Source organism: Pauljensenia sp. UMB1177, assembly GCF_030217965.1.
GTDB lineage: Bacteria > Actinomycetota > Actinomycetes > Actinomycetales > Actinomycetaceae > Pauljensenia > Pauljensenia turicensis_A.
Genome location: NZ_JASOOV010000004.1, coordinates 1 through 25,227 on the forward strand (window position 1 = coordinate 1; position 25,227 = coordinate 25,227).

At 57.3% G+C, this 25,227-nt stretch carries 22 protein-coding genes, 3 tRNA genes and 1 pseudogene; 15 read left to right on the forward strand and 11 right to left on the reverse strand.

Annotated elements, in window-relative coordinates:
- Nucleotide 1: 1 nt before the first annotated feature.
- Together QP442_RS05890 and QP442_RS05895 are read right to left on the reverse strand one after the other, a co-directional pair.
- A tRNA-Lys gene (locus QP442_RS05890) sits at nt 2-74 on the reverse strand.
- Nucleotides 75-109: 35 nt separating this feature from the next.
- A tRNA-Lys gene (locus QP442_RS05895) sits at nt 110-182 on the reverse strand.
- Between the two features lie 97 nt (nt 183-279).
- Between QP442_RS05895 and QP442_RS05900 the strand changes: the two genes are divergently transcribed.
- Nucleotides 280-1,059 carry a metal-dependent transcriptional regulator gene (locus tag QP442_RS05900; protein ID WP_006681238.1) on the forward strand — a complete coding sequence of 260 codons (780 nt, stop codon included), beginning with the start codon at nt 280-282 and terminating at the stop codon, nt 1,057-1,059.
- Between the two features lie 30 nt (nt 1,060-1,089).
- Here QP442_RS05900 and QP442_RS05905 read toward each other — a convergent pair whose 3' ends face one another.
- Nucleotides 1,090-1,530 (reverse strand): HIT family protein, encoded by a 441-nt coding sequence (locus QP442_RS05905; RefSeq protein ID WP_179369740.1) that lies wholly within the window; start codon nt 1,528-1,530, stop codon nt 1,090-1,092.
- A 117-nt stretch (nt 1,531-1,647) separates the two neighbouring features.
- Between QP442_RS05905 and QP442_RS05910 the strand changes: the two genes are divergently transcribed.
- Both QP442_RS05910 and QP442_RS05915 read left to right on the forward strand, forming a co-directional pair.
- Nucleotides 1,648-4,578, forward strand: a complete 2,931-nt coding sequence (locus tag QP442_RS05910) for a leucine--tRNA ligase (protein ID WP_179369739.1) — start codon at nt 1,648-1,650, stop codon at nt 4,576-4,578.
- 221 nt (nt 4,579-4,799) lie between these two features.
- Nucleotides 4,800-5,762: an Fpg/Nei family DNA glycosylase gene (locus QP442_RS05915; protein WP_179369738.1), complete on the forward strand. Its 963-nt coding sequence runs from the start codon at nt 4,800-4,802 to the stop codon at nt 5,760-5,762.
- Nucleotides 5,763-5,884: 122 nt separating this feature from the next.
- Here QP442_RS05915 and QP442_RS05920 read toward each other — a convergent pair whose 3' ends face one another.
- The 4 genes from QP442_RS05920 to QP442_RS05935 all read right to left on the reverse strand — a co-directional run bounded on the left by QP442_RS05920 (nt 5,885) and on the right by QP442_RS05935 (nt 9,169).
- Nucleotides 5,885-6,376 carry a GNAT family N-acetyltransferase gene (locus QP442_RS05920; RefSeq protein ID WP_006681234.1) on the reverse strand — a complete coding sequence of 164 codons (492 nt, stop codon included), beginning with the start codon at nt 6,374-6,376 and terminating at the stop codon, nt 5,885-5,887.
- Between the two features lie 177 nt (nt 6,377-6,553).
- On the reverse strand, nt 6,554-7,162 hold the full coding sequence (cysE, locus tag QP442_RS05925; RefSeq protein ID WP_006681233.1) for a serine O-acetyltransferase: 609 nt from the start codon (nt 7,160-7,162) through the stop codon (nt 6,554-6,556).
- A gap of 181 nt (nt 7,163-7,343) precedes the next feature.
- Complete coding sequence (gene cysK, locus QP442_RS05930) at nt 7,344-8,276, reverse strand: cysteine synthase A (protein ID WP_285069691.1); 933 nt, start codon at nt 8,274-8,276, stop codon at nt 7,344-7,346.
- Between the two features lie 251 nt (nt 8,277-8,527).
- Nucleotides 8,528-9,169, reverse strand: a complete 642-nt coding sequence (locus tag QP442_RS05935) for an IMPACT family protein (RefSeq protein ID WP_219585201.1) — start codon at nt 9,167-9,169, stop codon at nt 8,528-8,530.
- A 276-nt stretch (nt 9,170-9,445) separates the two neighbouring features.
- Here QP442_RS05935 and rpmF point away from each other — a divergent pair, with 276 nt between their 5' ends.
- From rpmF to QP442_RS05960, 5 genes are all read left to right on the forward strand, one after another.
- Nucleotides 9,446-9,616 carry a 50S ribosomal protein L32 gene (gene rpmF, locus QP442_RS05940; RefSeq protein WP_006681230.1) on the forward strand — a complete coding sequence of 57 codons (171 nt, stop codon included), beginning with the start codon at nt 9,446-9,448 and terminating at the stop codon, nt 9,614-9,616.
- A 343-nt stretch (nt 9,617-9,959) separates the two neighbouring features.
- Entirely contained in the window at nt 9,960-11,168 is a 1,209-nt protein-coding gene (locus QP442_RS05945) for a cation:proton antiporter (RefSeq protein WP_285069692.1), read from the forward strand.
- 84 nt (nt 11,169-11,252) lie between these two features.
- Entirely contained in the window at nt 11,253-11,543 is a 291-nt protein-coding gene (locus tag QP442_RS05950) for a putative quinol monooxygenase (protein ID WP_006681228.1), read from the forward strand.
- Nucleotides 11,544-11,783: 240 nt separating this feature from the next.
- A tRNA-Arg gene (locus tag QP442_RS05955) sits at nt 11,784-11,856 on the forward strand.
- A 313-nt stretch (nt 11,857-12,169) separates the two neighbouring features.
- The gene (locus QP442_RS05960) at nt 12,170-12,601 is read left to right on the forward strand and encodes a winged helix-turn-helix domain-containing protein (protein WP_285069693.1); all 432 of its coding nucleotides are present in this window, start codon (nt 12,170-12,172) and stop codon (nt 12,599-12,601) included.
- 95 nt (nt 12,602-12,696) lie between these two features.
- Here the strand turns inward: QP442_RS05960 and ilvA are convergent, their stop codons facing one another.
- Complete coding sequence (gene ilvA / locus QP442_RS05965) at nt 12,697-13,998, reverse strand: threonine ammonia-lyase IlvA (RefSeq protein ID WP_103631904.1); 1,302 nt, start codon at nt 13,996-13,998, stop codon at nt 12,697-12,699.
- A gap of 299 nt (nt 13,999-14,297) precedes the next feature.
- On the opposite strand from ilvA, the gene orn reads away from it, so the two are divergent.
- The 5 genes and pseudogenes from orn to QP442_RS05990 all read left to right on the forward strand — a co-directional run.
- Nucleotides 14,298-14,924 carry an oligoribonuclease gene (gene orn / locus QP442_RS05970; RefSeq protein ID WP_285069694.1) on the forward strand — a complete coding sequence of 209 codons (627 nt, stop codon included), beginning with the start codon at nt 14,298-14,300 and terminating at the stop codon, nt 14,922-14,924.
- A gap of 193 nt (nt 14,925-15,117) precedes the next feature.
- Entirely contained in the window at nt 15,118-15,846 is a 729-nt protein-coding gene (locus QP442_RS05975) for a single-stranded DNA-binding protein (RefSeq protein WP_285069695.1), read from the forward strand.
- A 141-nt stretch (nt 15,847-15,987) separates the two neighbouring features.
- Entirely contained in the window at nt 15,988-17,670 is a 1,683-nt protein-coding gene (gene ettA, locus QP442_RS05980; protein WP_006681223.1) for an energy-dependent translational throttle protein EttA, read from the forward strand.
- A 111-nt stretch (nt 17,671-17,781) separates the two neighbouring features.
- On the forward strand, nt 17,782-18,717 hold the full coding sequence (locus QP442_RS05985; RefSeq protein ID WP_006681222.1) for a nucleoside hydrolase: 936 nt from the start codon (nt 17,782-17,784) through the stop codon (nt 18,715-18,717).
- Nucleotides 18,717-19,040: pseudogene (locus tag QP442_RS05990) on the forward strand (terminase TerL endonuclease subunit); the annotation flags it as partial. The gene QP442_RS05985 and the pseudogene QP442_RS05990, both read left to right, overlap by 1 nt.
- Here QP442_RS05990 and QP442_RS05995 read toward each other — a convergent pair.
- From QP442_RS05995 to QP442_RS06005, 3 genes are all read right to left on the reverse strand, one after another.
- Nucleotides 19,010-19,531: a methyltransferase family protein gene (locus tag QP442_RS05995; protein ID WP_006681220.1), complete on the reverse strand. Its 522-nt coding sequence runs from the start codon at nt 19,529-19,531 to the stop codon at nt 19,010-19,012. The pseudogene QP442_RS05990 and the gene QP442_RS05995 sit on opposite strands and share 31 nt — an antisense overlap.
- A 248-nt stretch (nt 19,532-19,779) precedes the next feature.
- A complete protein-coding gene (locus QP442_RS06000) occupies nt 19,780-20,280 on the reverse strand; it encodes an integrase core domain-containing protein (RefSeq protein ID WP_006681219.1) in 501 nt (166 codons plus the stop codon).
- 1,126 nt (nt 20,281-21,406) lie between these two features.
- A complete protein-coding gene (locus QP442_RS06005; RefSeq protein WP_285069696.1) occupies nt 21,407-22,366 on the reverse strand; it encodes an acyl-CoA thioesterase in 960 nt (319 codons plus the stop codon).
- A 220-nt stretch (nt 22,367-22,586) separates the two neighbouring features.
- Between QP442_RS06005 and QP442_RS06010 the strand changes: the two genes are divergently transcribed.
- On the forward strand, nt 22,587-22,841 hold the full coding sequence (locus QP442_RS06010; RefSeq protein WP_103631896.1) for a PTS transporter subunit EIIB: 255 nt from the start codon (nt 22,587-22,589) through the stop codon (nt 22,839-22,841).
- Nucleotides 22,842-22,933: 92 nt separating this feature from the next.
- Complete coding sequence (malQ, locus tag QP442_RS06015) at nt 22,934-25,090, forward strand: 4-alpha-glucanotransferase (protein ID WP_103631895.1); 2,157 nt, start codon at nt 22,934-22,936, stop codon at nt 25,088-25,090.
- Nucleotides 25,091-25,227: the final 137 nt, after the last annotated feature.

Consider the following 25,227-nt stretch of genomic DNA (forward strand, 5'->3'; position numbering starts at 1 on the left):
GTGCGTCATGGGGGACTTGAACCCTCAACCCGCTGATTAAGAGTCAGCTGCTCTGCCAATTGAGCTAATGACGCGGGACTCTGCCACAGAGTATTCTGTTTTAGAGTTGTGCGTCATGGGGGACTTGAACCCTCAACCCGCTGATTAAGAGTCAGCTGCTCTGCCAATTGAGCTAATGACGCGGGGTCGTGCGACCGATATGAAACTTTACCGCTTCGGGCAGATCAATGCAAAAATAGCAGGTGAGAAGACCACCACACCACACTCGGGGAGTTCGATATGACCGGAAAAACGCCGAAATCAGTTGATTCGACCTCCTCGACCTTAGAGCCGGTGGATTCAATATGGGCGTCGTCGTCGCGAATGGCGCAGGACTATCTGAAGACTTTGTGGGGTGGCGAAGAATCCGGAAAGCACGGCATGAGCGTGAATGACCTGGCTAGCGCGATGGGAGTCGTTGCGTCGACCGCGTCAGAGAATGTATCGCGTCTGGTGGCGAATGGTTTGGTCACGCATGAGCCCTATCGGAAAGTCCACTTCACGGATGCGGGGCGCGCGCTTGCTATCTCAATGGTGCGTCGTCACCGTCTGCTGGAAACCTACCTGCATGATCGCCTGAACTTCGAGTGGGACGAGGTCCACGAGGAAGCTGAGATTCTGGAACATGCGATCTCAGATCGTCTTCTTGCGCATATCGATGAAGCGCTGGGCAAGCCTGAGCGTGATCCGCACGGTGACCTGATCCCGCGCGAGGATGGGTCGGTGGTTGAACGCGTGATTTACCCGTTGATTGCGACATCGAAGAAAACTGCTGGCGCTGAGGTGGGGAAGTGGTATCGCGTCACCCGCCTGTCCGACGAAGACTCTGCATTCTTGCGTATTCTCGATAGTGAGGGCATCGGCCTAGACGCGTTGGTCCGTATCGTCGATATTGACCAGGCCGGTCAGGTTTCGCTTGAAATACGCCAAGCGACCGCTCCCACCGTGGGTGCTGGTCGAAGCGTCCGCTTGGCTGGCGATGTTGCGTCGATCGTGATGGTGTCGCCGCTCGAGGACTAAACACGATCGAGCGTTGTTTGAGCTGGGAGATCAACCCAGCGAAGTCATGCTTTCAGGAACGTGAGAGCCGTGCCCCTGCGACAAGAGGGCGTCGCGGAGTTTTGTCATTGCCTTGTCCAGTTCCTCATCCGTTGCCTTCACTGCGTTCGACAGAAGGACATCAGCTTCTGTGCGTAGCGGGATCACGTGAAGGTGCGTGTGAGGGACCTCGAAACCTGCGATGACCAAGCCGGCGCGGGGGACTCCAAATGCTTTTTCCTGGGCGATTCCGATGATTCGCGCGACTTTCATAAGGTGCGTGGCGACGTTACTGGGCGCATCCGTCCATTTCTCATACGGGGTACGTGGTACGACTAGAACATGGCCGGGAGAGGTAGGCTCGATGGTCGCGAATGCAACGCATTCGTCGTCGGTCCACACGAAGCGACCTGCCCAGACGCCGGAAATGATGTTTTCAAAGACTGTAGCCATGAGGCCATTCTCACCCCAGAAGGACCTTCGTGGCTAGAGATGAGGAGGCGAGTTTTCGCGCGAATGGTCTACCCTTGATACGGCGAAGAATGTCGAAATATCAAGGGGAGGGCCCTGATGAGCCAGGCTTCCAACATGGAACCCGCACAGCGCTATACCGCTGAACTTGCCGGTCAGATTGAAACCGCATGGCAGGATCGGTGGGACGAACGAGGAACCTTTAACGCAGACAACCCGGTGGGTGAGTTCGCAGGGCCTCTAGCGGAAAAGAAGCCCTTCTTCCTTCTTGACATGTTCCCCTACCCGTCAGGCAAGGGTCTGCATGTTGGTCACCCGCTGGGCTACATCGCCACCGACACGGTCGCTCGTTTCCGCCGTATGCAGGGCGAAAACGTCCTCTACACAATGGGCTACGACGCCTTCGGCCTGCCGGCAGAACAGTACGCCGTGCAGACCGGTCAGCACCCGCGCATTACGACCGAGGAAAACATCGCGAATATGCGTCGCCAGCTTCGTCGTCTTGGCTTGTCCCACGATCGTCGCCGTTCGCTGGCCACGACCGACACCGAGTACGTGCACTGGACCCAGTGGATCTTCCTGCAGATCTTCAACTCCTGGTTCGACCCGGAAGCAACCGCTCCCGATGGCTCCATCGGTGCCGCGCGTCCGATCGCTGAGCTCGAAGAGAAGCTTGCCAACGGCCAGGTTGCAGTTCCGGACGGCCGCAATTGGGCAGACCTTGACGCCGTTGAAAAGGCGAAGGTCGTCAACGACTTCCGTTTGGTGTATGTGTCCGAGGCTCCCGTGAACTGGTGCCCGGGCCTGGGTACCGTTCTCGCGAACGAAGAGGTCACCTCCGAAGGTCGCTCCGAGCGAGGCAACTACCCGGTTTTCAAGCGCAATCTGCGCCAGTGGATGATGCGCATTACCGCTTACGGCAAGCGCCTGGCAGACGACCTTGACACGATCGACTGGCCCGACAAGGTCCGTACGATGCAGCGCAACTGGATCGGTCGCTCCGAAGGTGCGACGGTCCGCTTTGACGTTCCCGTTGCAAGCGAAGTCGGCGCAAGCGTCGACAACCTCGAGGTCTACACGACTCGCCCCGATACTCTGTTTGGTGCCACCTTCATGGTTGTTGCGCCCGAACACCCGATTCTTGGTGGCACGGTTGCCGGCAACGACGATGACGAAGCTGCACTCACGGTTCCGGCCTCGTGGCCTGAAGGCACGAAGGACGCATGGACGGATGGCGCAGCTTCCCCGCGCGAGGCGGTTGCCCGCTACCGCGCCCAGGCTGCAGGCAAGTCGGAAACCGAACGCGCCGACGAAGAACGCACGAAGACCGGCGTCTTCACCGGCCTGTACGGCATTGACCCCGTCAACGGCCACAAGGTGCCCGTGTTCGTCGCCGACTACGTCCTCTGGGGCTACGGCACCGGCGCGATCATGGCTGTTCCCGCGCATGACGATCGTGACTGGGAATTCGCGAACAAGTACGAGCTCGACATTGTTCGCACTATCGGCGCAGCTGATGATCCGTACGGCCACGATTTGACCGAGTCGGCGTACACCGGCGACGGCGTTGCTGTTGATTCGGCGAATGACGAGATCAGTCTGAACGGCCTGGCAAAGGATGAAGCCAAGGCTGCGATGATCGAATGGCTGGAATCCAAGGGCCTCGGCCGTGGAACCGTCACCTACCGCCTGCGTGACTGGCTGTTCTCTCGCCAGCGCTACTGGGGTGAGCCTTTCCCGATCGTCTGGGATGAGGACGGCCTGCCACATGCTCTGCCCGAAGATCAGCTTCCCGTTGAGCTTCCCGAGGTGTCCGATTACTCGCCGCGCACTTTCGGCCCTGACGACGCGAACACCGCGCCGGAAGCGCCACTTGGCCGAAGCGAAGAATGGGTGAACGTCACCATGGATCTCGGCGATGGCCCGAAGAACTACCGTCGCGAAACCAACACGATGCCACAGTGGGCAGGTTCATGCTGGTACGAAATGCGCTACACCGATCCGAAGAACTCCAAGGCGCTGGCTTCGGCTGAGAACCTCGACTACTGGATGGGCCCGCGCGAAGGCAAAAAATCCGGTGGCACCGACCTGTACGTCGGTGGCGTTGAGCACGCGGTTCTTCACCTGCTGTACTCGCGCTTCTGGCAGAAAGTTCTCTTCGACCTGGGTCACGTGCCGGACGCAGAGCCGTACCACACGCTGTTCAACCAGGGGTACGTTCAGGCCTACGCCTTCAAGGACGAGCGTGGACAGTATGTGCCCGCCGACGAAATCGAAGGCGACGAGGCAACAGGTTTCACCTATCAGGGTCAGCCGGTGACCCGCGAATACGGCAAGATGGGCAAGTCGCTGAAGAACATCGTCACCCCGGACGAAATGTATGACGCCTATGGCGCCGACGTGTTCCGCGTGTACGAAATGTCCATGGGGCCGCTGGATGTCTCGCGTCCGTGGGAAACCCGTGCAGTCGTCGGCTCGCAGCGTTTCTTGCAGCGACTCTGGCGTAACACGCTGGACGAGGAAACCGGTGAAGTGACCGTTACCGACGAAGAAGCAGATCTTGAGACGAAGCGTCTGGTTGCTCGTACGATTGCCGATGTCACCGTCGAATACGAGAACATGCGCGTGAACACTGCGGTCTCGAAGCTGATTGTCCTCAACAACCACCTGACCGGCCTGAAGTCGGTTCCGCGTGAAGCCATCGAACCCCTGGTTCTGATGATTTCCCCTGTTGCCCCGCACATCGCAGAAGAACTCTGGATGCGTCTGGGACACGGTGAGTCACTGGCTCGCGAGCCCTTCCCGGTTGTCACTGACGAATCGCTACTGGTCGAAGAGAGTGTCACCGCGATTGTTCAGGTGAACGGTAAGGTTCGTGCGCGCCTCGAGGTCTCGCCGTCGATCAGTGAAGAGGATCTGCGTTCCGAGGCTCTGGCTCAGGCGCCGATCGTCAAGGCTCTTGAAGGCCGTGAACCTCTGAAGGTGATCGTGCGCAAGCCGAGCCTGGTCAACGTGGTGCTCCCGCGCTGATCGCGATTGTGATGGCAACCCTGCGGCGCGAAGCGGTGAGCTTCGCGCCGCAGGGTTTTTATCAAGCAGTGGCATCTTCAGCGAGGCTCACCAAGAAGCGATAGCCTGCGACGGTAGCGTGCGAAAAAGGCTGGAGCTTTACCGCTTCGCAACACCATGAAGCGGGTTGCTACCAGTCGCAACCGCCTAGTTATCGTTTGATCCCAGATGAAAGGTCATTCATGCCTGAAGGTGATGCCATCCGTCGTCTTGCTTCGACGCTCAATGAGCTCTTTGTCGGGGGAACTGTGTCTGCTTCATCCCCGCAGGGGCGTTTCAGCGCTTCAGCTACGCAACTCGACGGCAAGCTGATTCAGTGCGTGCGTGTCCACGGCAAGCACATGTTTATCGGTTTTGTTTCGCCCGAAGTGCCCGATGCGTGGCCCCAGGATTGGATGCATATTCACCTGGGCCTGTATGGATGGTGGCGCTTCAATGGTGATGAGACTGTCGTTGATGAAGGCTACGGTGTCGCGCATCGCGTTGCTCCCGTTCCGAAGGGGGAGTGGGACGGGCACTCAGAAACCCGCTGGGGCGAAGGCTACGGTCAGGCTGAAGTTGGAAGTTGGGAGCCTCCGGCCCCTGTTGGTCAGGTGCGTTTCCGCATGTTCAACGACCACGCGGTTGCCGATTTGGTCGGTCCGAACCGTTGCGAGCTGATCGACGACGAAGAACGTCAGGTTGCCGAGGCCAAGCTCGGTCCTGACCCGCTGGAAGATGGAGCGCGCGACGATAAGGAATCGGCGAAGCGATTCGCGTCGGTTGCTCACTCCAAGAAGCGCAATATCGGCGAGATCGTTATGGACCAGTCCATCATCGCCGGCGTCGGCAACATCTACCGTGCGGATGCCCTGTTCCTCGCCGGAATTTCGCCCTATCGCAAGGGGGCGAACATTTCCGAAAAGCGACTGAAGGACCTCTGGGTTCTGATCTGCGACCTCATGAATCGGGGGCTCGCTGCGGGGCGCCTCGAAACGATGGATCCCGACGAAGCACCCAACCCACCGATCGAAGGCGACGAGGAAGCGTCACGCTGGTATGTCTACCACCGAACTGGGCGTCCCTGCCTGCGCTGTGGCACGCCGATCCGTGAAGCGCTCATGCAGAATCGTCGTCTGTTCTGGTGCCCCAGCTGTCAGCGATAAGGCGCTGGTTAAGCGGGCTGAACCTGGTCAATCGGAGAAAATGACCAAGGTGAAATAACCGCCCAGCCTGCCATGAAACTGGCGGGCAGAAACGGTCGCGGAAGCCACAGTAGGCGAACCTATTATTTGACGTCGGTGAAGCCGAGCGCGTCGTAGAGGCTGGCGGCCCCCATGTGGCGCGAATCGATCGTCAAGGACAGACCGTCGAATCCCCAATCCTGGCAACGACGTGCGACCTCTGCGATGAGGGCGGTTGCGATGCCTTTACGACGGTATTCCGGGGCGACGACAAGATCGACGACGAACGGGCCGTCGGGAGCGTCATCCCACGGGGATTCTCTGACGACTTCGATGGCGCCGATCAGTGCGCCACCATCCCATGCGCCAACGAAAGAATCTTCGGTCGTCGCACCGAATGCCCCTTCGAAGGTCATGCGGAGTTCTTCCGAAATCTCGAGCATGGCCTCGGGTGTGTTTTCTTCGCCGTACGCGTCCAGGGTCAGGGCTGCGAGCATCGGAATGTCGTAACGGGTGAGCGTTGCGATCTCGATACCCTCGGGGCGTTCGACATCGGCCAACGCATCAACTGGTGCTTGAAGTGTGCGCTGTTCCATAAACCAAGTGTACGTGGTGTGGGTCACACTATGTGGGACTTTGGGGGCCGGTGTGCTCCTTGTGCGCTTGAGCTGGGCAAATAAGGGTGCGAGGCCGGCTAAACACACAAGGCGGGGGACCTGCGTAGCGCCGGTGCCCTGAACCAGAATGAGACGCCGGGAGGGGGCCCTCTGGGATCAGATGTAGAGTTCCGGCTCTTCTAAGAAGTAAGCGGGATCGATGATCAGATCGTCATCCTTCGTGTCGTTGCAGGACTTCGGGATTAGGCGTGCGGGCACGCCAATCGCAACGTTCCCGCACGGAACGTCCTTGACCACGACCGCGTTCGCGCCGATCTTAGCGCCGTCGTGGACCTCGATGGGACCCAGAACTTTCGCGCCGGCGCCGATCATCACGTGATTGCCGACGGTAGGGTGGCGCTTACCGGGCGTCATGGCGACGCCACCCAGGGTGACGCCGTGGAAGATGACGACATCTTCGCCGACCTCGGCGGTTTCGCCAATAACAACGCCCGTCGCGTGGTCGATGAAGACGCGACGACCAATCTGGGCGCCGGGGTGAATGTCAACACCTGTCATGACGCGCGTTGCCGACTGCAACATGCGAGCGGGCAATTTGACGCCTCGAATCCACAAGGAATGCGAAACGCGGTGTGCCCACAGTGCGTGAACGCCCGGATATGTGAGTGCAACTTCAACGCTTGACTGGGCGGCTGGGTCGCGATGACGAGCTGTCTGTAAATCTTCCCTGAGAAGCTTGAACGCGCGGCGCGGGTTGATCGCCATGGGTGTTCCTTTGGGGGGTAACGGTGAACAGAAGTGATCCTATCGAGGTTGGACGATTAAGCGCGCGTGTTCAGCGCTCAATCGCAATGTGGGCTAAGGAAAATGCGGGGCGAGGGATGATCCGCGCCCCGCATTCTCTTCAGCTTCTCGCTTTGTCGACGTCCTGTCGGCTTGAAGCACATCAGTCCTTGTATTCCTCGAACAGAGCGGTCGAGAGGTAACGCTCGCCGGTGTCAGGAAGTAGGGTCACGATTTTCTTGCCAGCAAATTCAGGGCGAGCTGCAACAGCGGTTGCACCGGCTAGGGCTGCGCCGGAGGAAATGCCAACCAGCAGGCCTTCTTCAGCGGCTGCCAGGCGAGCAAACTTCAGTGCTTCGGCGCTCTCAACAGAGATGACCTCGTCGATGATCTCAGCGTCGTAGTTGTCCGGAACGAAGTTCGGCATCAGACCCTGGATTGCGTGCGGGCCAGCAGAGCCACCGGTGAGAAGCGGAGATTCTGCGGGCTGAATTGCGATGACCTTGATGTTCGGGTTCTTGGCCTTCAGGGTCTTTGCGACACCGGAGATGGTGCCTCCGGTGCCGACGCCTGCGACGAAAACGTCAATTTCGCCGTCGGTGTCTTCCCAGATCTCTTCGCCCGTTGTGGCAACGTGGATTGCCGGGTTTGCGGGGTTGGTGAACTGCGAGGCGATGATTGAGCCGGGGCGCTCGTCGCGGATGCGCTCTGCTTCGGCGACGGCTGCGGAAACGCCGCCCTTTGGGTCGGTCAGAACGAGTTCTGCGCCGAATGCGCGGACGATGATGCGGCGCTCAATGGACATGGAGGCCGGCATGACGATGACGACCTTGTAGCCACGGGCTGCGCCGACCATTGACAGTGCTATGCCGGTGTTGCCGGAGGTTGCTTCGATGATGGTGCCACCGGGCTTTAAGGCGCCAGATTCTTCTGCTGCGTCGATGATTGATGCTGCGATGCGGTCCTTGACGGAGGAGGCAGGGTTGAATGCTTCAACTTTGGCGACGACGTCCACGCCTTTACCGGCGAGCTTATTAATACGAACCAGGGGAGTGTTGCCAATGAGTTCTGCAACGTTGGAAGCAATGTTCGACATGAGAGTCTCCTAAAAGCTTGACTACTGATCATTCAGTGCACGGTAAGTACAACGTGCGAAGTCAGAAAAAAATTTCGTGGTATGCGACGCATGTGTTCATGCGCCAGGGCGAATGACGACGCTGAGCGCCAGAAAAGTCATTCGCCCAATTAACACGAAAGAAGGTGACGCGGTGTGACCGGACGGTGAGTTCCGCACGGGGTGAGTGTCATGTCAGCGCATGTCATAATTGAATCTTAAAACAATGGGGGTTATTCGTCTACTTCGACTCTCGTGGTGCCCATCATCTGAAACTTTGAAACACCCGAGGTCAGAGCAAGGATCTGCGCCTCAAAAAACGCGCGAGAATCAGGAAGTGTGCCGATTCGGATCGCGGCCTCGCTCTCCCAATCGATGCCAAGAATCTGCGCACCCGCATTCCTTAACTCAGCTTCAATCCTGCCAGCCTGGGCAAGTGAAACCCGAGTTTCCAGCACGTCTAGCGAAACTAGTTTCGCCTTCGGTGCCAGGGCGAGCGCTTTGGATACAGACGATGAATACGCGCGCACGAGGCCGCCCCCACCCAAGAGGATTCCTCCGAAATACCTGGTGACAACGGCGGTCACATTCCACACTCCAGCCAGACGGAGCGCATCAATCATCGGCGTACCGGCAGTGCCCGAGGGCTCCCCGTCATCACTCGAATGCTGATGAGGATCGCGTCCATCAACCTGAATAAGGAATGCGGAGCAATTGTGGCGAGCCTGCGGATTGTCGGCCTTGACCTCATTAATCAGGGCGCGTGCCTCGTCGGAGGAATCGGTGCGAGCGAGAGTCGTAATGAAACGGGAGCGCTTAATCTCGATCTCGTTTTCAATCCGAGTACCCGACCGCACGGTATGAATGACTCCCATTTTCACCCCTCTTCCTCATGTACCTCTACACCATCGATGTCGCCCTCTAACCTAGCTGATGACATGAGAGGTGCGGAACATGTAATGAGGATCGCATCTCAGGCAGAGTATCGAACTAGGGGCAAAACGGGCGTTCATGGTACGATTTTCGGGTTGCCGTCGGTGGGAATGGGCCGGTCGGGTCCTTCTCGCGACGTTCTGGCGTCGGACGGCGGCTCGTTTTTGAGCCACCAACCGACCATACGACTACCGAGAAGAGAGGGGAGGCACGATTCAATGGCAGTTCCGAAGCGAAAGATGTCCCGTGCGAACACCCGCACGCGCCGCTCCGCGTGGAAGGCAGATCTCACCGAGCTCAACACCGTCAAGGTTGCTGGCCGTGAGGTTCGTATCCCGCGTCGTTTGGCAAAGGCATACAAGAACGGTCTGCTGGACGTCGAGGCCTGACCCTCGATCCTGCAGTTGAGGCCCGGTGCTTATGCGCCGGGCCTTTTCCGTACCCGATTTCTCGAGCCTGACTGAGTGTGATTGTCGTTTGTGTCGTCTGAGGCGACGTTTTGGGTTCTGGGAGGAGGGAAGTGTCGCCTCGTATGACGTGGGTGGGCATGTACGAGGTGCTGTGTGGCGGGTTTTGTCGCCTCGCATGACATGCCCGACCGTCGGGAGTGAGATGCCGCAAAGAATGTGGGATACGCCTTTTTAGTGGCGGAAAAGGCACAAGGGTTTTTAGAGTAAGCACGTGCACAATAATGCGTTAGTTTCAGCTCTTGCGGGGCAGAGCCTTCACCCGATGAGCTCGGAGAACCTCAGCCAAGATTTCGTGTCCCTTTTTGTTATTGCTTTGGCAGCTCTCTTGGCTCCGCTCTTGTCTTCTGCGACTCGTAAGCGCGTTCCGGATGTAGTCTGGCTGTTGATTCTTGGTGTCGTCATTGGACCCTCAGTTCTGGGGATCGCTCAGGTCTCGGATTCCGTACACCTACTACGTGAGATCGGTATGGGAATTCTGTTCCTGATTGCAGGTACTGAAATCAATATTTCGCAAGTGCGTGCCAAACCGGGTCGCGTTGCTGCGATTACGTGGCTGATCTGTTTCTTTGCCGCATTTGCATTGGCTGTTGTCACATTGCGCAATGGTGATTACAGCTCCGCGATCGCACTTGCCATTGCGTTTACGTCCACAGCTCTGGGCACGTTGCTTCCGATTCTGATGGAAGCGGGAATGATGGGCAAGCCTGCTGGTGAAGCGGTGTTGATCCACGGTGCGATTGGTGAACTCGCTCCTGTTATTGCCATGTCGCTTCTGCTTGGCACGCGGTCGCCAGGTTGGGCCGCCGTCATCCTTGGGTTCTTCGTCGTTGCAACGTTGATCTCCGTTGCGATTCCGACGCGTTTCATTCTGCGCCACCCCGAAATTGGTCGCGTGATCTTGCGCGGTGCACAGACTTCGTCGAAGACGCTGATGCGCGTGGTCATGGCAATCCTGACCGGTCTGATGGCGCTTTCCGCCGTCTTGAACCTCGACATTGTCCTCGGCGCGTTCGCCGCCGGCGTCGTCGTCCATGCACTGTCTCCAGTGAACTTCAGTGCGATTGAAGGGGAGCTGCGGACGATTGGCTTCTCGTTCCTGATTCCGGTTTTCTTCGTGACCTCGGGTATGAATATTTCGCTGAGCGCCGTCATTGAGCGCCCTTGGTTGCTGGTGGTATTCGTGACTGTCATCCTGGTGGTTCGAGGCTTGCCCATTGTGCTGATTGAACGCTTCGTTGGCACGGTCGAGAAAACTACATGGCGCGATGCCACGAGGATTGGTCTCTATGGTGCGACGGGTCTGCCGATCATCGTTGCCGTGACGGGCGTGGCTGTGAATGCTGGCGTGATGGCCGAAGATATCGGATCAATCCTGGTGGCTTCCGGCGCCGCGTCGGTCCTCTTCTTTCCCTTGCTTGCCTCCCTTGAAGAGAGGGTTTTTCCTTCTCGCGCCCTAGTGGAAGCGGAGTAGAATGACAGGTGAGCGCGGCCTCGTCGATTGGCTGAAATCCAGCGGAGAAGTGGTCGCCAAGTGGACTTGATCGAAGGAGAAACGATGAAGATTCTGATTGCTCGCTTTACTGCCAAGGAAGGCTTCGAAGACGAGGTTGCGGAAATGATCGCCGGCCTGGCGCGCAATGTGCACACGGAGCCGGGGAATGTGACGTTTGAACCTCATCGTGAGGTTGACAATCCACGCAAGTTCGTTGTCTTTGAGAAGTACGCCGATGACGCGGCGTTCGAGGCGCACATCAATATGCCTTACGGCAAGGTCTTCAACGATCGCCTGAACCAGATCATCGAGGAGCCGGAGTCACAGCTAACGTTCCTTGACGCAGTGGAGTGAACGCGCACTGGAGTGTGAGGAAAATGCCGGGGTGGATGATCGCTCCGGCCCTTTCCTTTGGTGCTTTTTGGGGTTGGATGCATCGTGCGCATTCGGTGATGGATGATGAACAAGGTCGGGCACACATGCGTTGTGTCTGCGTCGAAGAACGCACGGTGGTGACATCTTTGGGCGTTGACGCTCGGTGCCGGTAAACTTGGTTCGCGTCGAAGCCCACTCGAGGTGGGCGCTCCCGGCAATGCCTCTGTAGCTCAATGGATAGAGCAAGGGCCTTCTAATCCCGAGGTTGCAGGTTCGAGTCCTGTCAGGGGCGCAACCGGCCTGATCGTAGTTTTTCTGCGATCAGGCCGGTTTTGTTTGTCTTAGCGCCCCGTCAAGAACGAATCAGCGCGTGTTACAAAGTCTCACAATGTGGTCACTTTCTGGAAAAGTGTGACACCCATACGGCACACTACAACCATGACGACCTTCGCTTACGAAATGTGCTGCCTTCAGGGCACCACTGTGCGTGAGCGAATGTGTATGTGATTGACGCCCCCGAACCTCTGTCAATCACTGCCGCAGTGAGTGAAAAGCCCCTTTGTTAACAAAGCTGGGTAGCGGCACCAAAGAAACCTGGATACACCATGACTCTGGTCAACACCCCCGCAAACTCTGCCGTCTTCGATGAAACCCCCGAAACGTCTTTCGACGATTTCCTTGAGATCCTCGCGCACCTTCACCTTGCTCCCGCTCGCGTTGAGTTCAACGCTGACCGCGGGGAACTGACCATCCGAGGCGCCCGCATTGCCCTCTGTGCAAAGGAACGCGAGCTACTCACTCACCTTGCCTTGAACGCTGATCGCGCAGTTTCACGCGAAGAACTTTTTTCGACCGTCTGGAACGGCGCTGACATTGGCCCCGACTCGCGTACAGTTGACGCACACATTCGTCGTCTGCGTAAGAAGCTCGCTAAGGCCCCCGAACTGATCTCGACTGTTCGAGGCCAGGGCTACCGCTTCAACACGGGTGAAGGCGTGCGCGTCCAAGCAACGCTCACGCACACTCTGGCCGCATAACATGCCACGAGGCCGAGCAAACGTGGCCAGCCTCGTGAATAAGAGAAAGCCACACGCTTACCGAAAGCGCTCGCAAGTGGAACTAGCATGACGCCTCAGATGATCAGGCGGAAAATCTCCGAATCCGCATGCAGCTCTTCGACGTGCAGGGGCGAATCCGCCATGCGTCGGCGCAAACCGTCGATGTCATCCTTCGCCGCAATATCGATGCCAACAACGGCGGGCCCAGATTCTCGATTGTTCTTCTTTGTGTACTCGAAGTGAACGATGTCGTCGTGCGGGCCAAGAACATCCTGCAGGAAGAGGCGCAGAGCCCCCGGTTGCTGGGGGAACGTGACCAGGAAGTAGTGGCGCAAGCCCTCGTGACGAAGCGAACGCTCCATAACCTCGGCGTAACGTGTCAGGTCGTTATTGCCACCGGACACGATCGCGATGATTGCACCATCAGAGTCACCCAGGTAGCGTTCGCGCTCTTCAGGGGTTGACAGGTAGGAACGGATCGCGGTCGATGCCAGGGCGCCAGCCGGCTCAGCAATGACGCCATCGGACTGGTAGAGGTCGAGCATTTCCGTGCACACTGCGCCCTCGGGAACAACGAGTACATCGTCGACGTACAGGCGGGTAGCGTCGTAGGCGAGAGCTCCCGCACGACCAACAGCGGTGCCGTCAACGAACGGGTCAACCGATGCCAACGTAATTGGCTCGCCAGCATGCAGGGCAGCGTGCATCGAGGCCGCCCCTTCGGGCTCGACGCCGATGATCTTGATTTCGGGGCGCTTAGCGCGGATCCACGTCGCGATGCCAGCAAGCAATCCACCGCCACCGACGGGAACGAGGACTGCCACCGTGTTCTCGGGCATCTGTTCGAGCAACTCAACGCCGATCGTGCCCTGGCCCGCGATCGTCATCGGATCATCGTAGGGGTGAACGTAAGTGCGCCCAGTCGCGCGCGCAGCTTCCTGCGCCAGCGCGTTTGCCTTGTCGAAGGTGCCATCAACGATGACCTGCTCGACCCAATCACCACCGATCGCAGCAATACGATTGCGCTTCTGACGAGGAGTATTCGACGGCAGATAAATCGTGCCGTGAACCTTCAGGTGAGCGCACGAATAGGCGATGCCCTGCGCATGGTTACCTGCCGAGGCACAGACGACGCCACGTTCACGTTCAGCTGCAGATAATAGCGACATACGTGCGTAGGCGCCTCGAACCTTGAAGGAACGGCACTTCTGCGTATCTTCACGCTTGAGCAGCACCGGGGCACCAATCGCATCCGTCAACCGTTCAGAACGCGCCAACGCAGTGCGGTGAACAACGCCACGCAACACCTTTGATGCGGATTCAATATCCGCAGGAGTCGCATTTGTGTGGAACGTGGAAGCGGTTGTGTCGCTCATCAGGTCCTTCAATCGATCGGGAACCAGGAATCGGTCGCAAGCCGGCGCGGGTGCGTACGGCGAACGGATACAGTCTAAAACCGCTTGCCTACCTGCGTTCGATGGCGATCACGTGGCGGTCAGAGAAAATACATCAGTGGGGATATATTCTGCTACCCCGTGAGGACTGCGAAATTGGAACGAGCTTCAGGGGAGCCTCGTCAATGTGTGCGAAAGGGGAGAGGGAGCACCCGCGCGGGCGCGACGAAGGTGGCACGTCCCACGCAAGAGGGCTCAAAACCCCGCGGTAAAATAAGCGAGTGACGAAGAAACTGAAGGATCCATTGGTATGGATCGACTGCGAAATGACCGGCCTCAACGTGAAAGCCGACGCGCTGGTCGAGGTCGCCGTCGTTATCACTGACGCCGACCTGAACATAGTTGACCCAGGCATCGACGTTCTGATCAAGCCCCCAGCAGCTGCACTGGAGCACATGAACGACTTCGTGCGCAACATGCACACGACCTCCGGGTTGCTTAAAGAACTTGAAAACGGGCTGACGCTCCAAGAAGCAACAGACCAGGTTCTGTCGTACGTCAAGCAGTTCGTTCCTACCCCCGGAAAAGCTCTTCTTGCCGGTAACTCGGTCGGCACGGACAAGATGTTCCTCGAGGAATATATGCCCAGTGTTATCGACCACCTTCACTACCGCATCATCGACGTTTCTTCCCTGAAGGAACTGGCGAAGCGCTGGTACCCGAACGCGTTCTACGGCGCACCGACCAAGCACGGTGGTCACCGTGCGCTCGCGGACATTCTGGAATCTATCCAGGAACTTGAGTATTTCCGTCGCGTTTTGTTCCCGTCTCACCGTGTTTCTTCCGAGGCTGCGGCTCAAGCGCTGAAGGAAACTCTGGCTCTTGAGATTCCACGTATTGGTGCCTGATCTGCGTTAACTCGGTTTCGCGCCAGCATTGCGGTCGCGTTATGGCAAAGCAGGGACGGTTGCGGATAGGAATTATCCACAATTTCGCTCATGTGCCACTTATCCACAATTGGCGAGGGATGTATGAGCGCCCTCGCCAATTGAGTTTCAAGCTCATCGTGTCAGCTCAATAGCGAGGATGAAGGAGACACTGATGAGCGACACGACGATTACTTTGCGAGGCCGTATTGGCACAGACTTGCGTGTATCGAAGACTGCGAACAACCACGTGACGATCCGTTTCCGCTTGGCGGTCACACACTGGTTCGCATCTGCTGACGGGGTTCTGACGCAGGGGCGTACTCAGTGGTATTCGGTTCACGCGTGGGATCGGCTTGCCGATAATGCCCTGCATTCATTGGCGAAGGGCGAGCCCGTGATTGTGACGGGGCGCCCTCGCGCGAATGCGTGGAAGGATTCTGACGGAAATATTCGCTCTGAAGTGGTCATTAACGCTCAAGCGATCGGGCATGACTTGACCAGCGGAAGGAGTACATGGACCAAGAATATGCCTTCGCCTTCAGAGGGCGGTTCTGTTCTTTCTTCGAGGGACGAGGCCGTGGCCACGCTTACTTCAACGTCTGACGTTTCTGGGGCCAACGTGAGGATGAGCTCCGGGGGTGGGGTGTCCGACCCTTTGGGAGCAAGTTTTGAAGACTCTCCTTTAACTGCGTTGAACGCTATTGGTGAGGAAAGCGAAGGTGATACCGCGCCATTGACAGGCCCAGAATGTAGCGATGAAGCCTGCGATGGGTCGTGCGGACAAGAGCAATCGTCGACTCTGAAGACAACGGTGGGTAAGAATCGACGTGTTGATCAGGCGAAGGTGAAGACGAAAGGGAACTTCACTTATCCCAAGGACAAGTGCCCAGAGGATAAATAAGCTCGCGAGGTCGTGGACGTGGTCACGCCCACGCTGTAATTCTCAGCAGTCGTGTGGGGTTCAGCGTGGGTGTGGCTTAGCATGGAGGGGATAAACGGACAGTTTTACTGTCATGCACACCCACATGTTGGATGGAGACCAGTGGCTGAGTACATCTACCAGATGATTAAAGCGCGTAAGGCGCACGGGGATAAGGTAATCCTCGATGACGTGTCTATGTCGTTCTTCCCGGGCGCGAAGATCGGTATGGTCGGTCCGAACGGTGCCGGTAAGTCCTCGATCTTGAAGATTATGGCAGGCCTTGACGAACCGAGTAATGGCGAAGCTCGCCTGACCCCGGGTTACAGCGTCGGCATCCTTGAGCAGGAACCGAAGCTTGATGATACGAAGACCGTGATTGAGAACGTTCGTATGGGTGCGGCAGATACGTTTGCGAAGCTCGATCGTTTCAACAAGATTTCTGAAGAGATGGCGAATCCGGATGCGGATTTCGATGCTCTGATGGAAGAAATGGGCAAGCTCCAGGACGCACTCGATGCTACGAACGCTTGGGATATTGATTCCCAACTTGAGCAGGCAATGGACGCGTTGCGTTGCCCGCCGGCAGACCAGCCCGTCAACGTCCTGTCCGGTGGCGAGCGTCGTCGCGTAGCACTGTGTCGCCTGCTGATCGAGGCTCCCGATCTGCTACTGCTTGACGAACCGACGAACCACCTGGATGCCGAGTCCGTGCTCTGGCTGGAAAAGCACCTGTCCACCTACGCTGGTGCCGTTATCGCGGTTACCCACGACCGTTACTTCCTTGACCACGTTGCAGGCTGGATCGCTGAAGTTGACCGTGGGCACCTCTACCCGTACGAGGGCAACTACTCGACCTACCTGGAGACGAAGGAAAAGCGTCTGCAGGTTCAAGGACAGAAGGACGCGAAGCTTGCCAAGCGCCTGAAGGAGGAACTTGAATGGGTTCGTTCGAACCCGAAGGGCCGTCAAGCGAAGTCGAAGGCTCGTCTGGAACGCTACGAGGAAATGGCTGCCGAAGCGGAGCGCACTCGTAAGCTCGACTTCGAAGAAATTCAGATTCCGCCAGGCCCGCGCTTGGGCTCAATCGTCATCGAAGCAACCAACCTACAAAAGGGCTTCGGCGATCGCACGCTGATCGATGGACTGTCGTTCTCCCTGCCGCGTAACGGCATTGTCGGCGTCATTGGCCCGAATGGTGTTGGTAAGACGACCCTGTTCAAGACCATCGTTGGCCTGGAGCCTCTTGACGGTGGCGAACTGAATATCGGTGAAACCGTCAAGATCTCTTACGTTGACCAGACTCGCGCAGGCATCGATCCGGATAAGACCCTCTGGGAGGTCGTCTCTGACGGACTCGACTACATCCAGGTCGGAAACGTTGAAATGCCGTCACGCGCCTACGTGTCCGCGTTTGGCTTCAAAGGGCCGGATCAGCAGAAGCCTGCTGGTGTTCTGTCCGGTGGTGAGCGCAACCGCCTGAACCTGGCACTGACGCTCAAGCAGGGCGGTAACCTGTTGCTCCTTGACGAGCCGACCAACGACTTGGACGTCGAAACCCTCGGCTCACTGGAAAATGCTCTTCTGCAGTTCCCCGGTTGCGCCGTGGTCGTCACCCACGACCGTTGGTTCCTCGACCGCGTGGCCACTCACATTCTTGCGTGGGAAGGTACCGAAGAGGATCCGGCTCAGTGGTACTGGTACGAGGGAAACTTCGAGTCCTATGAGAAGAACAAGATCGAACGCCTTGGTCAGGATGCGGCGAACCCGCATCGCGTCACGCACCGTAAGCTGACGCGCGACTGAGAATCGTAGAGCCCAGGAAGTGGAGCGTAGCCGATTGGCTACGCTCCACTTCGTTATATCGTGGTCACATCAGGGGCCCGTTAGGGGAACGTAAGAGGCAAGGAAAGACAAATGATCCCAACTCAAACACCAGTGTTCTTGGACTGCGATACGGGAATCGATGATGCGCTGGCATTGGCCCTCTGTCTTGCCAACCCCAGCCTGAAGCTCGTCGGCGTTGGGTGCGTTTCTGGGAATACTGATGCCGAACAGGCAACGCGAAACACGCTTGATCTTCTTGCTTTAGCGGGACGATCGGGGATACCAGTCGCGACTGGTGCACACGACTTCCTTACCCACCCTTATGACGGGGGAGTGCCCCATATCCATGGGGAAAATGGCGTTGGCAACGTCGAACTTCCCGCGTCGACCCAAGCCGCTGATACGAGGAGTGCGGCCGAGCTTCTGATCGATCTCGCGAGCGAGTATACGGGTAGCCTCGTTGTTATTGCTGTCGGACCGCTGACGAACCTTGCGCACGCGATTGAATTGGAGCCGGCGTTGCCACAGCTCGTGAAAGAGCTTGTCATCATGGGTGGCGCACTACGCGTGCCCGGAAATGTTTCGCCTGTCGCAGAGGCCAATATCGCGAACGATCCCGAAGCGGCGCAGCGGGTCTTTGATGCCAAATGGCCGATTACCTTGGTTCCTCTTGATGTGACGATGCAATACCCGATGTTCGAAGAACATCGACGAGCGCTACTGGAACACTCGCACCCCTTCGTCAGCGCGCTCGGCGAGATCCTCAACCTGTACTTCGACTTCTACACGGACGTCTTCGGTCGGCGTTCATGCGCGCTCCACGATCCGATGACAGTGGCGCTCGCCAGCAGAATGTCGAGTGCCAAGCGGAGCGAACAGATGCGAGTCAGCGTCGATACCACCGATGGTGAAGGACGAGGCCAAACAATCGAACGCCTCGACCCGTCGGGCAACGTCCGCGCCGTATTCGAACTTGAAGACGAGCTTGCAGGGCGCTTGGTTCAACAGCTGGTGAGGTTTTACTGAGTGCCCGCCTTGAGGATGCTGGTTTCACGGTGGTGCCGTTTGGGCAAGGCTTCAAAGACATGTCCCCACCGTCGAAGGAACTCATGAAACTTGCCTTAGAGGGCAAGCTAACCCATGGCGGGCACCCAGTGCTGGCTTGGATGGTCGATAACATTCATGTGCGTACTGACCCAGCAGGAAACATCAAACCCGACAAACAAAAATCCGCCGAGAAGATCGATGGAGTCGTCGCTACCATCATGGCCTTAAATCGGGCAATAAGATGCGGCAACACCCCAGAGGCGAGCTCAGTTTATGATTTGCGGGGACTTTTGGTGCTATGAGGTGGCCAGGGAAGGATGCGGTTAACGCGGGTGGCATAGCGGGTGTATTCGTCACCGAATTTGTTTTCTAGCCAGCGCTCTTCGGTGTGTTTCATCAAGACGCTCAGGCCTACCCAATAAATCACTGGTAGGGCTAGCAGCCACCAGTTTGCTTGCACGAGCAAGAGACCGCAGTTCAACAGCAAAAAGGCTGCGTAAACGGGGTGGCGCACCCATGCGTAAATCCCACTGGTCATGAGCTTGCCGGTCTTGACACTTTGGACCATGTGAGAGCCAAAGACCGCCGCACACCACACAATTACGGCCTCCGCAATCACGAGCAGGCCTGCTGCAATCATGAGTATTCGTATCCACGCGTTAGCGATAGCGCCGTTTGATGCGAGACCTAAATAGCTGAGAATGCTCGCCGTGACCGTGAGCGCGAAAATAGCCGATACATAGATAGGCCCTACCCCTAGCACGGGAAGATGCGAAGTGCCGGCCGTGTTCATAGAGATATTTTCGCATATCCAGGAAGGAACTTATATGGGTCTAAAAACTGGCTACGTCCCAAAGCGTGCGAAGCTAAAAACCACCATATAACGCCGTTCTATTCGTTTCTATTTGGGCCGACATCTGCTGGGCGTCTGGTGACAGAACGTTTCGCGATGCAGATGACTGCTGTCTATGGCTACGTACGGATCTTGGCTGAGGCGATAGCCGGGCTACTGGAGTGGCCTAAGGATTAGGTCCACGTGGTTTAAGCGTTGACCGTGTTTTCTTGTCTCCATTGTTCCGCATATTGTCGTGGGCTGAGGTAGCCCAGCGAGGAATGCGGATGGAAGTCTTTGTAACGTCGTGACCGCAGATTTACGAGCGGGCGAGCGTGTTCCAGGTTCTCGATACTGTTGTCCTCTAACAGCTCGTCTCTCATCCGGTTGTGGAACGATTCAACGAACCCGTTATGCCATGGCTGACCGGGCGGGATAAACGCTTGGAATGTCCCATCCTCGGTTGCCCACTCTTGCAGTGCGTGAGAGATGAATTCGGGGCCGTTATCCATCCGGATCACCCTGGGACGTCCACCATGCTCGAGGCAGGCAAGGTCGAGCAGTTCAATCACCGAAGCAGCATCAAGCTTCCTAGCAACTATGAAAGCGACGTGTTCGCGGGTTTCAGACACTCCCAGATTATCCCGCAGACGATCCTCAACAAGCCTGACATCCCGCTCCCCAAAAACTTTTATATAGTTCCTTGGCATGCGAAATCCTCTCACAAAAACCTCGGAACAAAACCCGGGATGCTTCAACGCCGAATCCTTGCTGTGCGGGGGAGGGGGAACCTTGTGAGATACTAAAATATGACTATCGCTGAATGGATTGTGCTCGCGGTTCTCGTGCTAGTTGGATTTGCCATTTGGTGGCATTTCTCTCTGCGAAGGAGAATTGACAAGAGAATGCATGAAGCTCCGCCCGAAGAGCGTGAAGCTTTGATGAAAGTTCAACGAGATATTGATCGTGGCAAGGCGGCGCGCCAGGGATTCTTCTTCTAGGTACCGTAGACTGCGACTCGTCTACAAGGAATGTCTGATGACTGGGCTTGGCCAGGATCGCGCTAACCAGAGACCTGTGGCAGCCAAATTAGTTGATCCGTCTGTGTGAGTATTCGGTAGTCACGATAGGGCGCCCAACGCATGAACTTTGGGTTCGGACACGAGAGTTCTTCTCGGAGGTCTCTTGATACCCTAGTCTGCACTCTGTGGGGCTACTCGTTCGAGAACGAGATCCGGGTCAACGCCGGACGCACTCACTTCGATGAGTCTTTCACCACCCTCTCAGCACAATTGAATCGAGTAGTTCTTAGTGAGTGCTGGGATCTGTGAGGATCTGAGCCGTCGCCAATCCTGATTCCCTCAACTCCCGTGATTTGTTGAGCTTACGAACAATTTGTTCGGGCGTGTGCTTACTGAACTTTTTCACCATTGCTCCATTCTCCCCACCTAGTGGCGGGACATCAATGGACAACACTCAAGTCACCTGGACCCAAAAACCAAGGACACTCCACTACCACTGCACGTATACCGTTACAAGGACGGTGGCGACAAGGAAAAGCCCTCGAACACCCCTTATACCGGCTGTTGCATGATGAAACTAACCCCGAGATGACGAGCTTCGGGTTTCGAGAAACGGCAACAAGATCGCCGTGTTGGAGGAGGGCATGAAGTACTCGCCCGTGGAGGCAAGCGTTGCTACGAAGACTGAGCCTCACTCGATCCCCAATAGGTAGTGCAGAGTTGCCAGCGGTGACTCCGCACTACCTATAGCTGCGGCAACTGAGGTTGTTTGCGTTCCACAACGCCAAACCGTCCCGCACCTACGCCAACACAACTACGCCATACCAGCACGCAACTGACCGGTCTTTGGATCCACACCGAAACCCCAGCGCCCAGAACCAGCCTGCCCATTCCCAGGAACGCGCAACATCCCCTGCTGTTCAGCCTCAGCGACCAGCGTCCCATCACGCGTAAACACCTGATAACGAACCAACGTACGCGACGAATTCACATTCGAACACGTCCCATCGAACAACAACCATTCATTAATATCCACATCGCGGTGGAACCACATCGCATGATCCAACGACGCAGCCGACATGCCAGGAGTCATCCAAGACAACCCCAACGCGCGCATCGCAGGCTCCAACATCACCTGATCAATCACATACGCCAACAAAGCGCGATGAACATGCTGGCTCGCCTCAGCAGGCACCTCGGCACGAGGCTTCATCCACAACTGCTGGCGACTGGCCAACGACTCATCCGACTTCGTATACAGCGACTGCTGAACATGGCGCACATCAAATGCCGTTGTTTTTCCCAAAAAACGCCCAACCGGATGATCCATCGCCCGAAAAATCTCCAAAGCACTCGAAAGCTCTTCCGGCGGCGTCACGGCAGGGGAGTCAGACGTGAAAGCCAAGCCGGCCTCGTTCCTCTCGTACGACGCCTGCAACGCCAGAATCTCTTTCTCACCCTGGCGACACACAACCCGACGCGAAGAAAACGAACGCCCATCGCGAAGACGTTGAACCTCAAGCTCAAACGGTATCGACGGGTCGCCACCACGCATGAAATACGTGTGGAATGAATGAGGAAGACGCCCCTCATCCATCGTCGCAGCGGCAGCAACCAACGCCTGCGCCACAACCTGGCCACCATAAACACGCCTCACCTGAGGCAACGAATGGCCAACAAAACGATCGTGACCAGACTCCTCCAAAGCCAAAATCCTTAATACAGAAGCAACAGGCTCAGTAGAAATCAGCGGAACATCAATGGGACGAGTCATGTATCTATTTTCACCTGAAACCTCGCGCACGCCACCGCACAATCCACCCACCCTAGGCGCAGAAAGCCGCCTACTGTCAACACTAGACAACGTAGAAAAACTGCAAAAAACAGCCAAAAAACACTAGCCTGACCGTGTTGAGTGATTGCGATCATACGTTTAAAGGGCTACCATGTGATGCGGATCGCAACAGGACTATGCCTTGGAAGGAAGGAGCGGGATGGAATCGGCTCTCGCGTTGGTTGACGCCCTCGGTGGATCTTCCAACATCATCGACATCGAACCGTGCTCCCTCCGCATCCGAGTCGAAGTAGGCAACCAAGCAAACGTCAACGAAGACGCACTCCGCATGCCGTTCGTCCTAGCAGTCGTCCGATCCGGTAACATCGTCCAAATCATCGCAGGCACAGAATCTGACAACATCGCAGAAAAAATGGCAACCGTTGTCAAAAGGGACACTGCCAACGAAGCGTAACTAGAGTCGCGTCCACTTTGCCGGCCAACGGTTCCCAAGGGCAAGACTGACGCATAGACTTGGCTGTACGCCCGCAACCAAAGGAGTCACACGTGGACTGGAGTGCGCCAGCAGCGTCCGATATTGACACGCTACGAGCCCTCGCCGACAAAAACGGTGTCGCAACCTTCTTCTGGGACTGGTACGGACAACAAAAATTCGTTTCAGCTGACTCTCTGCTCGCTGTCCTCAAAGCACTCGGCGTCAACGTTGACGCCGACTCAACGGTCGGAGATATCCACCACGCGCTGACGGAAACAGAAGACCGATTCTGGCTTGCCACACTGCCACCAACGATCGTGGCACGCCAAGGACAACACCGTGATTTCCCCGTCCACGTCCCCCACGGCAACTGGGTGCACGTCACCTGGATCAGCGAAGACGGAACATCCGGCGACTGCACGCAACTCGACCGCTACATCGCCCCGCGCCAAATCGGTGACGCGCTGATCGGCCGCGCAACTTTCGAAACACCCGACCACCTGGCACCGGGCTGGCACCGGATCGTCGCAACGCTTGAAGGCGGAGAAGTCCACTCCGCAACCTTGCTTGTAGCGCCCAACCACATTGACAACGGCCCGCTCGCTGACTCCAAGCGACGCTGGGGCGTATCTGCACAGCTGTACTCAACGCGTTCGGCACGCTCGTGGGGATTGGGTGACGCTGAAGACCTCGCCGATCTCGCGTCAGTATGCGCCGACAGGGGAGCAGACTTCCTGCTCATCAACCCCATCCATGCGTCCAGCCCGATCACGCCGATGGAAAACTCACCGTACCTACCGGTTTCGCGCCGTTGGCTGAACCCCATCTACATCCGCCCCGAAGCAATCGACGAATTCGCCGACGCATCACCTGACGTTCGTCGATCCATCGAAGAACTCCGCCTAGCCACGAACGCTACCGATACCGCGGATGCGCTGGTCGACCGAGATCGCACGTGGGAAGCCAAACGTAAAGCTCTCGAACTGATCTACCAGATTCCACGCTCGTACCACCGAACCTCGCAATTCACCCACTTCGTCGAAGAAGGTGGACGCGATCTGGCGAACTTCGCACTCTGGAGTGCCCTGGCAGAAGCAAACGAATCTCCCATCCTGCCCGACGAGATCGCATCCTCAACATCACCGTCCGCTGACCGTGCCCGCCTTGAACTGGCAGACCGCATCGAATTCTGGGAATGGTGCCAGTGGATCGTCTCCCAGCAGATGCAAGACGCGCAACGCGTCGCAACCGACGTCGGTATGGACATCGGCATCATGGCTGACCTTGCCGTCGGTGTTCACTCACACGGATCCGAAACCTGGTCCAACCGCCACGTGTTCGCCCAAGGTATGACTGTTGGTGCTCCGCCAGACATGTACTCCCAGCAGGGACAGGACTGGTCGGAACCGCCATGGTCGCCACGAGCCCTGGCACAGGCCGGCTACAAGCCGATCCGCGACATGGTCCGCGCAGCCCTCGCCAACGCGGGAGCCATCCGTATCGACCACATCCTCGGCCTCTTTCGCCTCTGGTGGATCCCAGCGGGCATGGGTGCCGGAAACGGCACCTACGTGTACTACGATCACGAGGCCATGGTCGGAACCGTGCTCCTAGAAGCGCAACGCGCCGGAGCAGTTGTCATTGGTGAAGACCTCGGAACCGTTGAACCGTGGGTCCGCGACTACCTGAGTTCGCGAGGCATCCTAGGGACCTCGATCCTCTGGTTCGAGAAGGATGGTGGCGGATGGCCACTTCACCCCGGCTCGTATCGCACCGCGTGCCTTGCCGCAGTGAACACGCACGACCTGCCACCGACTGCCGGATACTTGGCTGGTGTGCAGACCACTTTGCGTGACGAGCTTGGTCTGCTGGTCGAGGATGTCGAATCCGTGCGAGCCGCTGATCGTCTTGAACGTGAACAGGTGTTGGCTCGACTTCGTGAATACGGGTTGCTTGAATCCGCATCCCCGTCAGAGCGTGAGATCGTTGAAGCCTTGCATGCGTATGTTGCGCAGACCTCATCTCAGCTGGTCGTGGCATCGTTGGTGGATGCGGTGGGGGACAGGCGTCCGCAGAATCTTCCCGGCACTGACAAGGAATATCCGAACTGGCGTGTTCCGCTCTGTGATGCTGACGGTGTTGAGGTTTACATTGACGACCTTCCGGCCAATGAGCGTTTGAACTCCCTGTTCACCGTTCTTACGGCATCGGTGCGCGCTCGAAAGTAGGGGACTGGTTGGGTTTTCGCTGGCTGGTTTTGAGAGAGTGACCGGTTTGCGTGCACGGGCTACACCTGATGCGACGGTTTAGTGTCTGAGGGCGTGGTTGTGTCGCGTGAGGTGTAGGTGGTGCCACCGGAAAAGTG

Bases quoted from the DNA above. Each gene is read 5' to 3' on its own strand.
- QP442_RS05900 (WP_006681238.1), top strand. From the start codon at position 280: ATGACCGGAAAAACGCCGAAATCAGTTGATTCGACCTCCTCGACCTTA.
- QP442_RS05905 (WP_179369740.1), bottom strand. From the start codon at position 1,530: ATGGCTACAGTCTTTGAAAACATCATTTCCGGCGTCTGGGCAGGTCGC.
- QP442_RS05910 (WP_179369739.1), top strand. From the start codon at position 1,648: ATGAGCCAGGCTTCCAACATGGAACCCGCACAGCGCTATACCGCTGAA.
- QP442_RS05915 (WP_179369738.1), top strand. From the start codon at position 4,800: ATGCCTGAAGGTGATGCCATCCGTCGTCTTGCTTCGACGCTCAATGAG.
- QP442_RS05920 (WP_006681234.1), bottom strand. From the start codon at position 6,376: ATGGAACAGCGCACACTTCAAGCACCAGTTGATGCGTTGGCCGATGTC.
- cysE (WP_006681233.1), bottom strand. From the start codon at position 7,162: ATGGCGATCAACCCGCGCCGCGCGTTCAAGCTTCTCAGGGAAGATTTA.
- cysK (WP_285069691.1), bottom strand. From the start codon at position 8,276: ATGTCGAACATTGCTTCCAACGTTGCAGAACTCATTGGCAACACTCCC.
- QP442_RS05935 (WP_219585201.1), bottom strand. From the start codon at position 9,169: ATGGGAGTCATTCATACCGTGCGGTCGGGTACTCGGATTGAAAACGAG.
- rpmF (WP_006681230.1), top strand. From the start codon at position 9,446: ATGGCAGTTCCGAAGCGAAAGATGTCCCGTGCGAACACCCGCACGCGC.
- QP442_RS05945 (WP_285069692.1), top strand. From the start codon at position 9,960: ATGAGCTCGGAGAACCTCAGCCAAGATTTCGTGTCCCTTTTTGTTATT.
- QP442_RS05950 (WP_006681228.1), top strand. From the start codon at position 11,253: ATGAAGATTCTGATTGCTCGCTTTACTGCCAAGGAAGGCTTCGAAGAC.
- QP442_RS05960 (WP_285069693.1), top strand. From the start codon at position 12,170: ATGACTCTGGTCAACACCCCCGCAAACTCTGCCGTCTTCGATGAAACC.
- ilvA (WP_103631904.1), bottom strand. From the start codon at position 13,998: ATGAGCGACACAACCGCTTCCACGTTCCACACAAATGCGACTCCTGCG.
- QP442_RS05975 (WP_285069695.1), top strand. From the start codon at position 15,118: ATGAGCGACACGACGATTACTTTGCGAGGCCGTATTGGCACAGACTTG.
- QP442_RS05985 (WP_006681222.1), top strand. From the start codon at position 17,782: ATGATCCCAACTCAAACACCAGTGTTCTTGGACTGCGATACGGGAATC.
- QP442_RS05995 (WP_006681220.1), bottom strand. From the start codon at position 19,531: ATGAACACGGCCGGCACTTCGCATCTTCCCGTGCTAGGGGTAGGGCCT.
- QP442_RS06000 (WP_006681219.1), bottom strand. From the start codon at position 20,280: ATGCCAAGGAACTATATAAAAGTTTTTGGGGAGCGGGATGTCAGGCTT.
- QP442_RS06005 (WP_285069696.1), bottom strand. From the start codon at position 22,366: ATGACTCGTCCCATTGATGTTCCGCTGATTTCTACTGAGCCTGTTGCT.
- QP442_RS06010 (WP_103631896.1), top strand. From the start codon at position 22,587: ATGGAATCGGCTCTCGCGTTGGTTGACGCCCTCGGTGGATCTTCCAAC.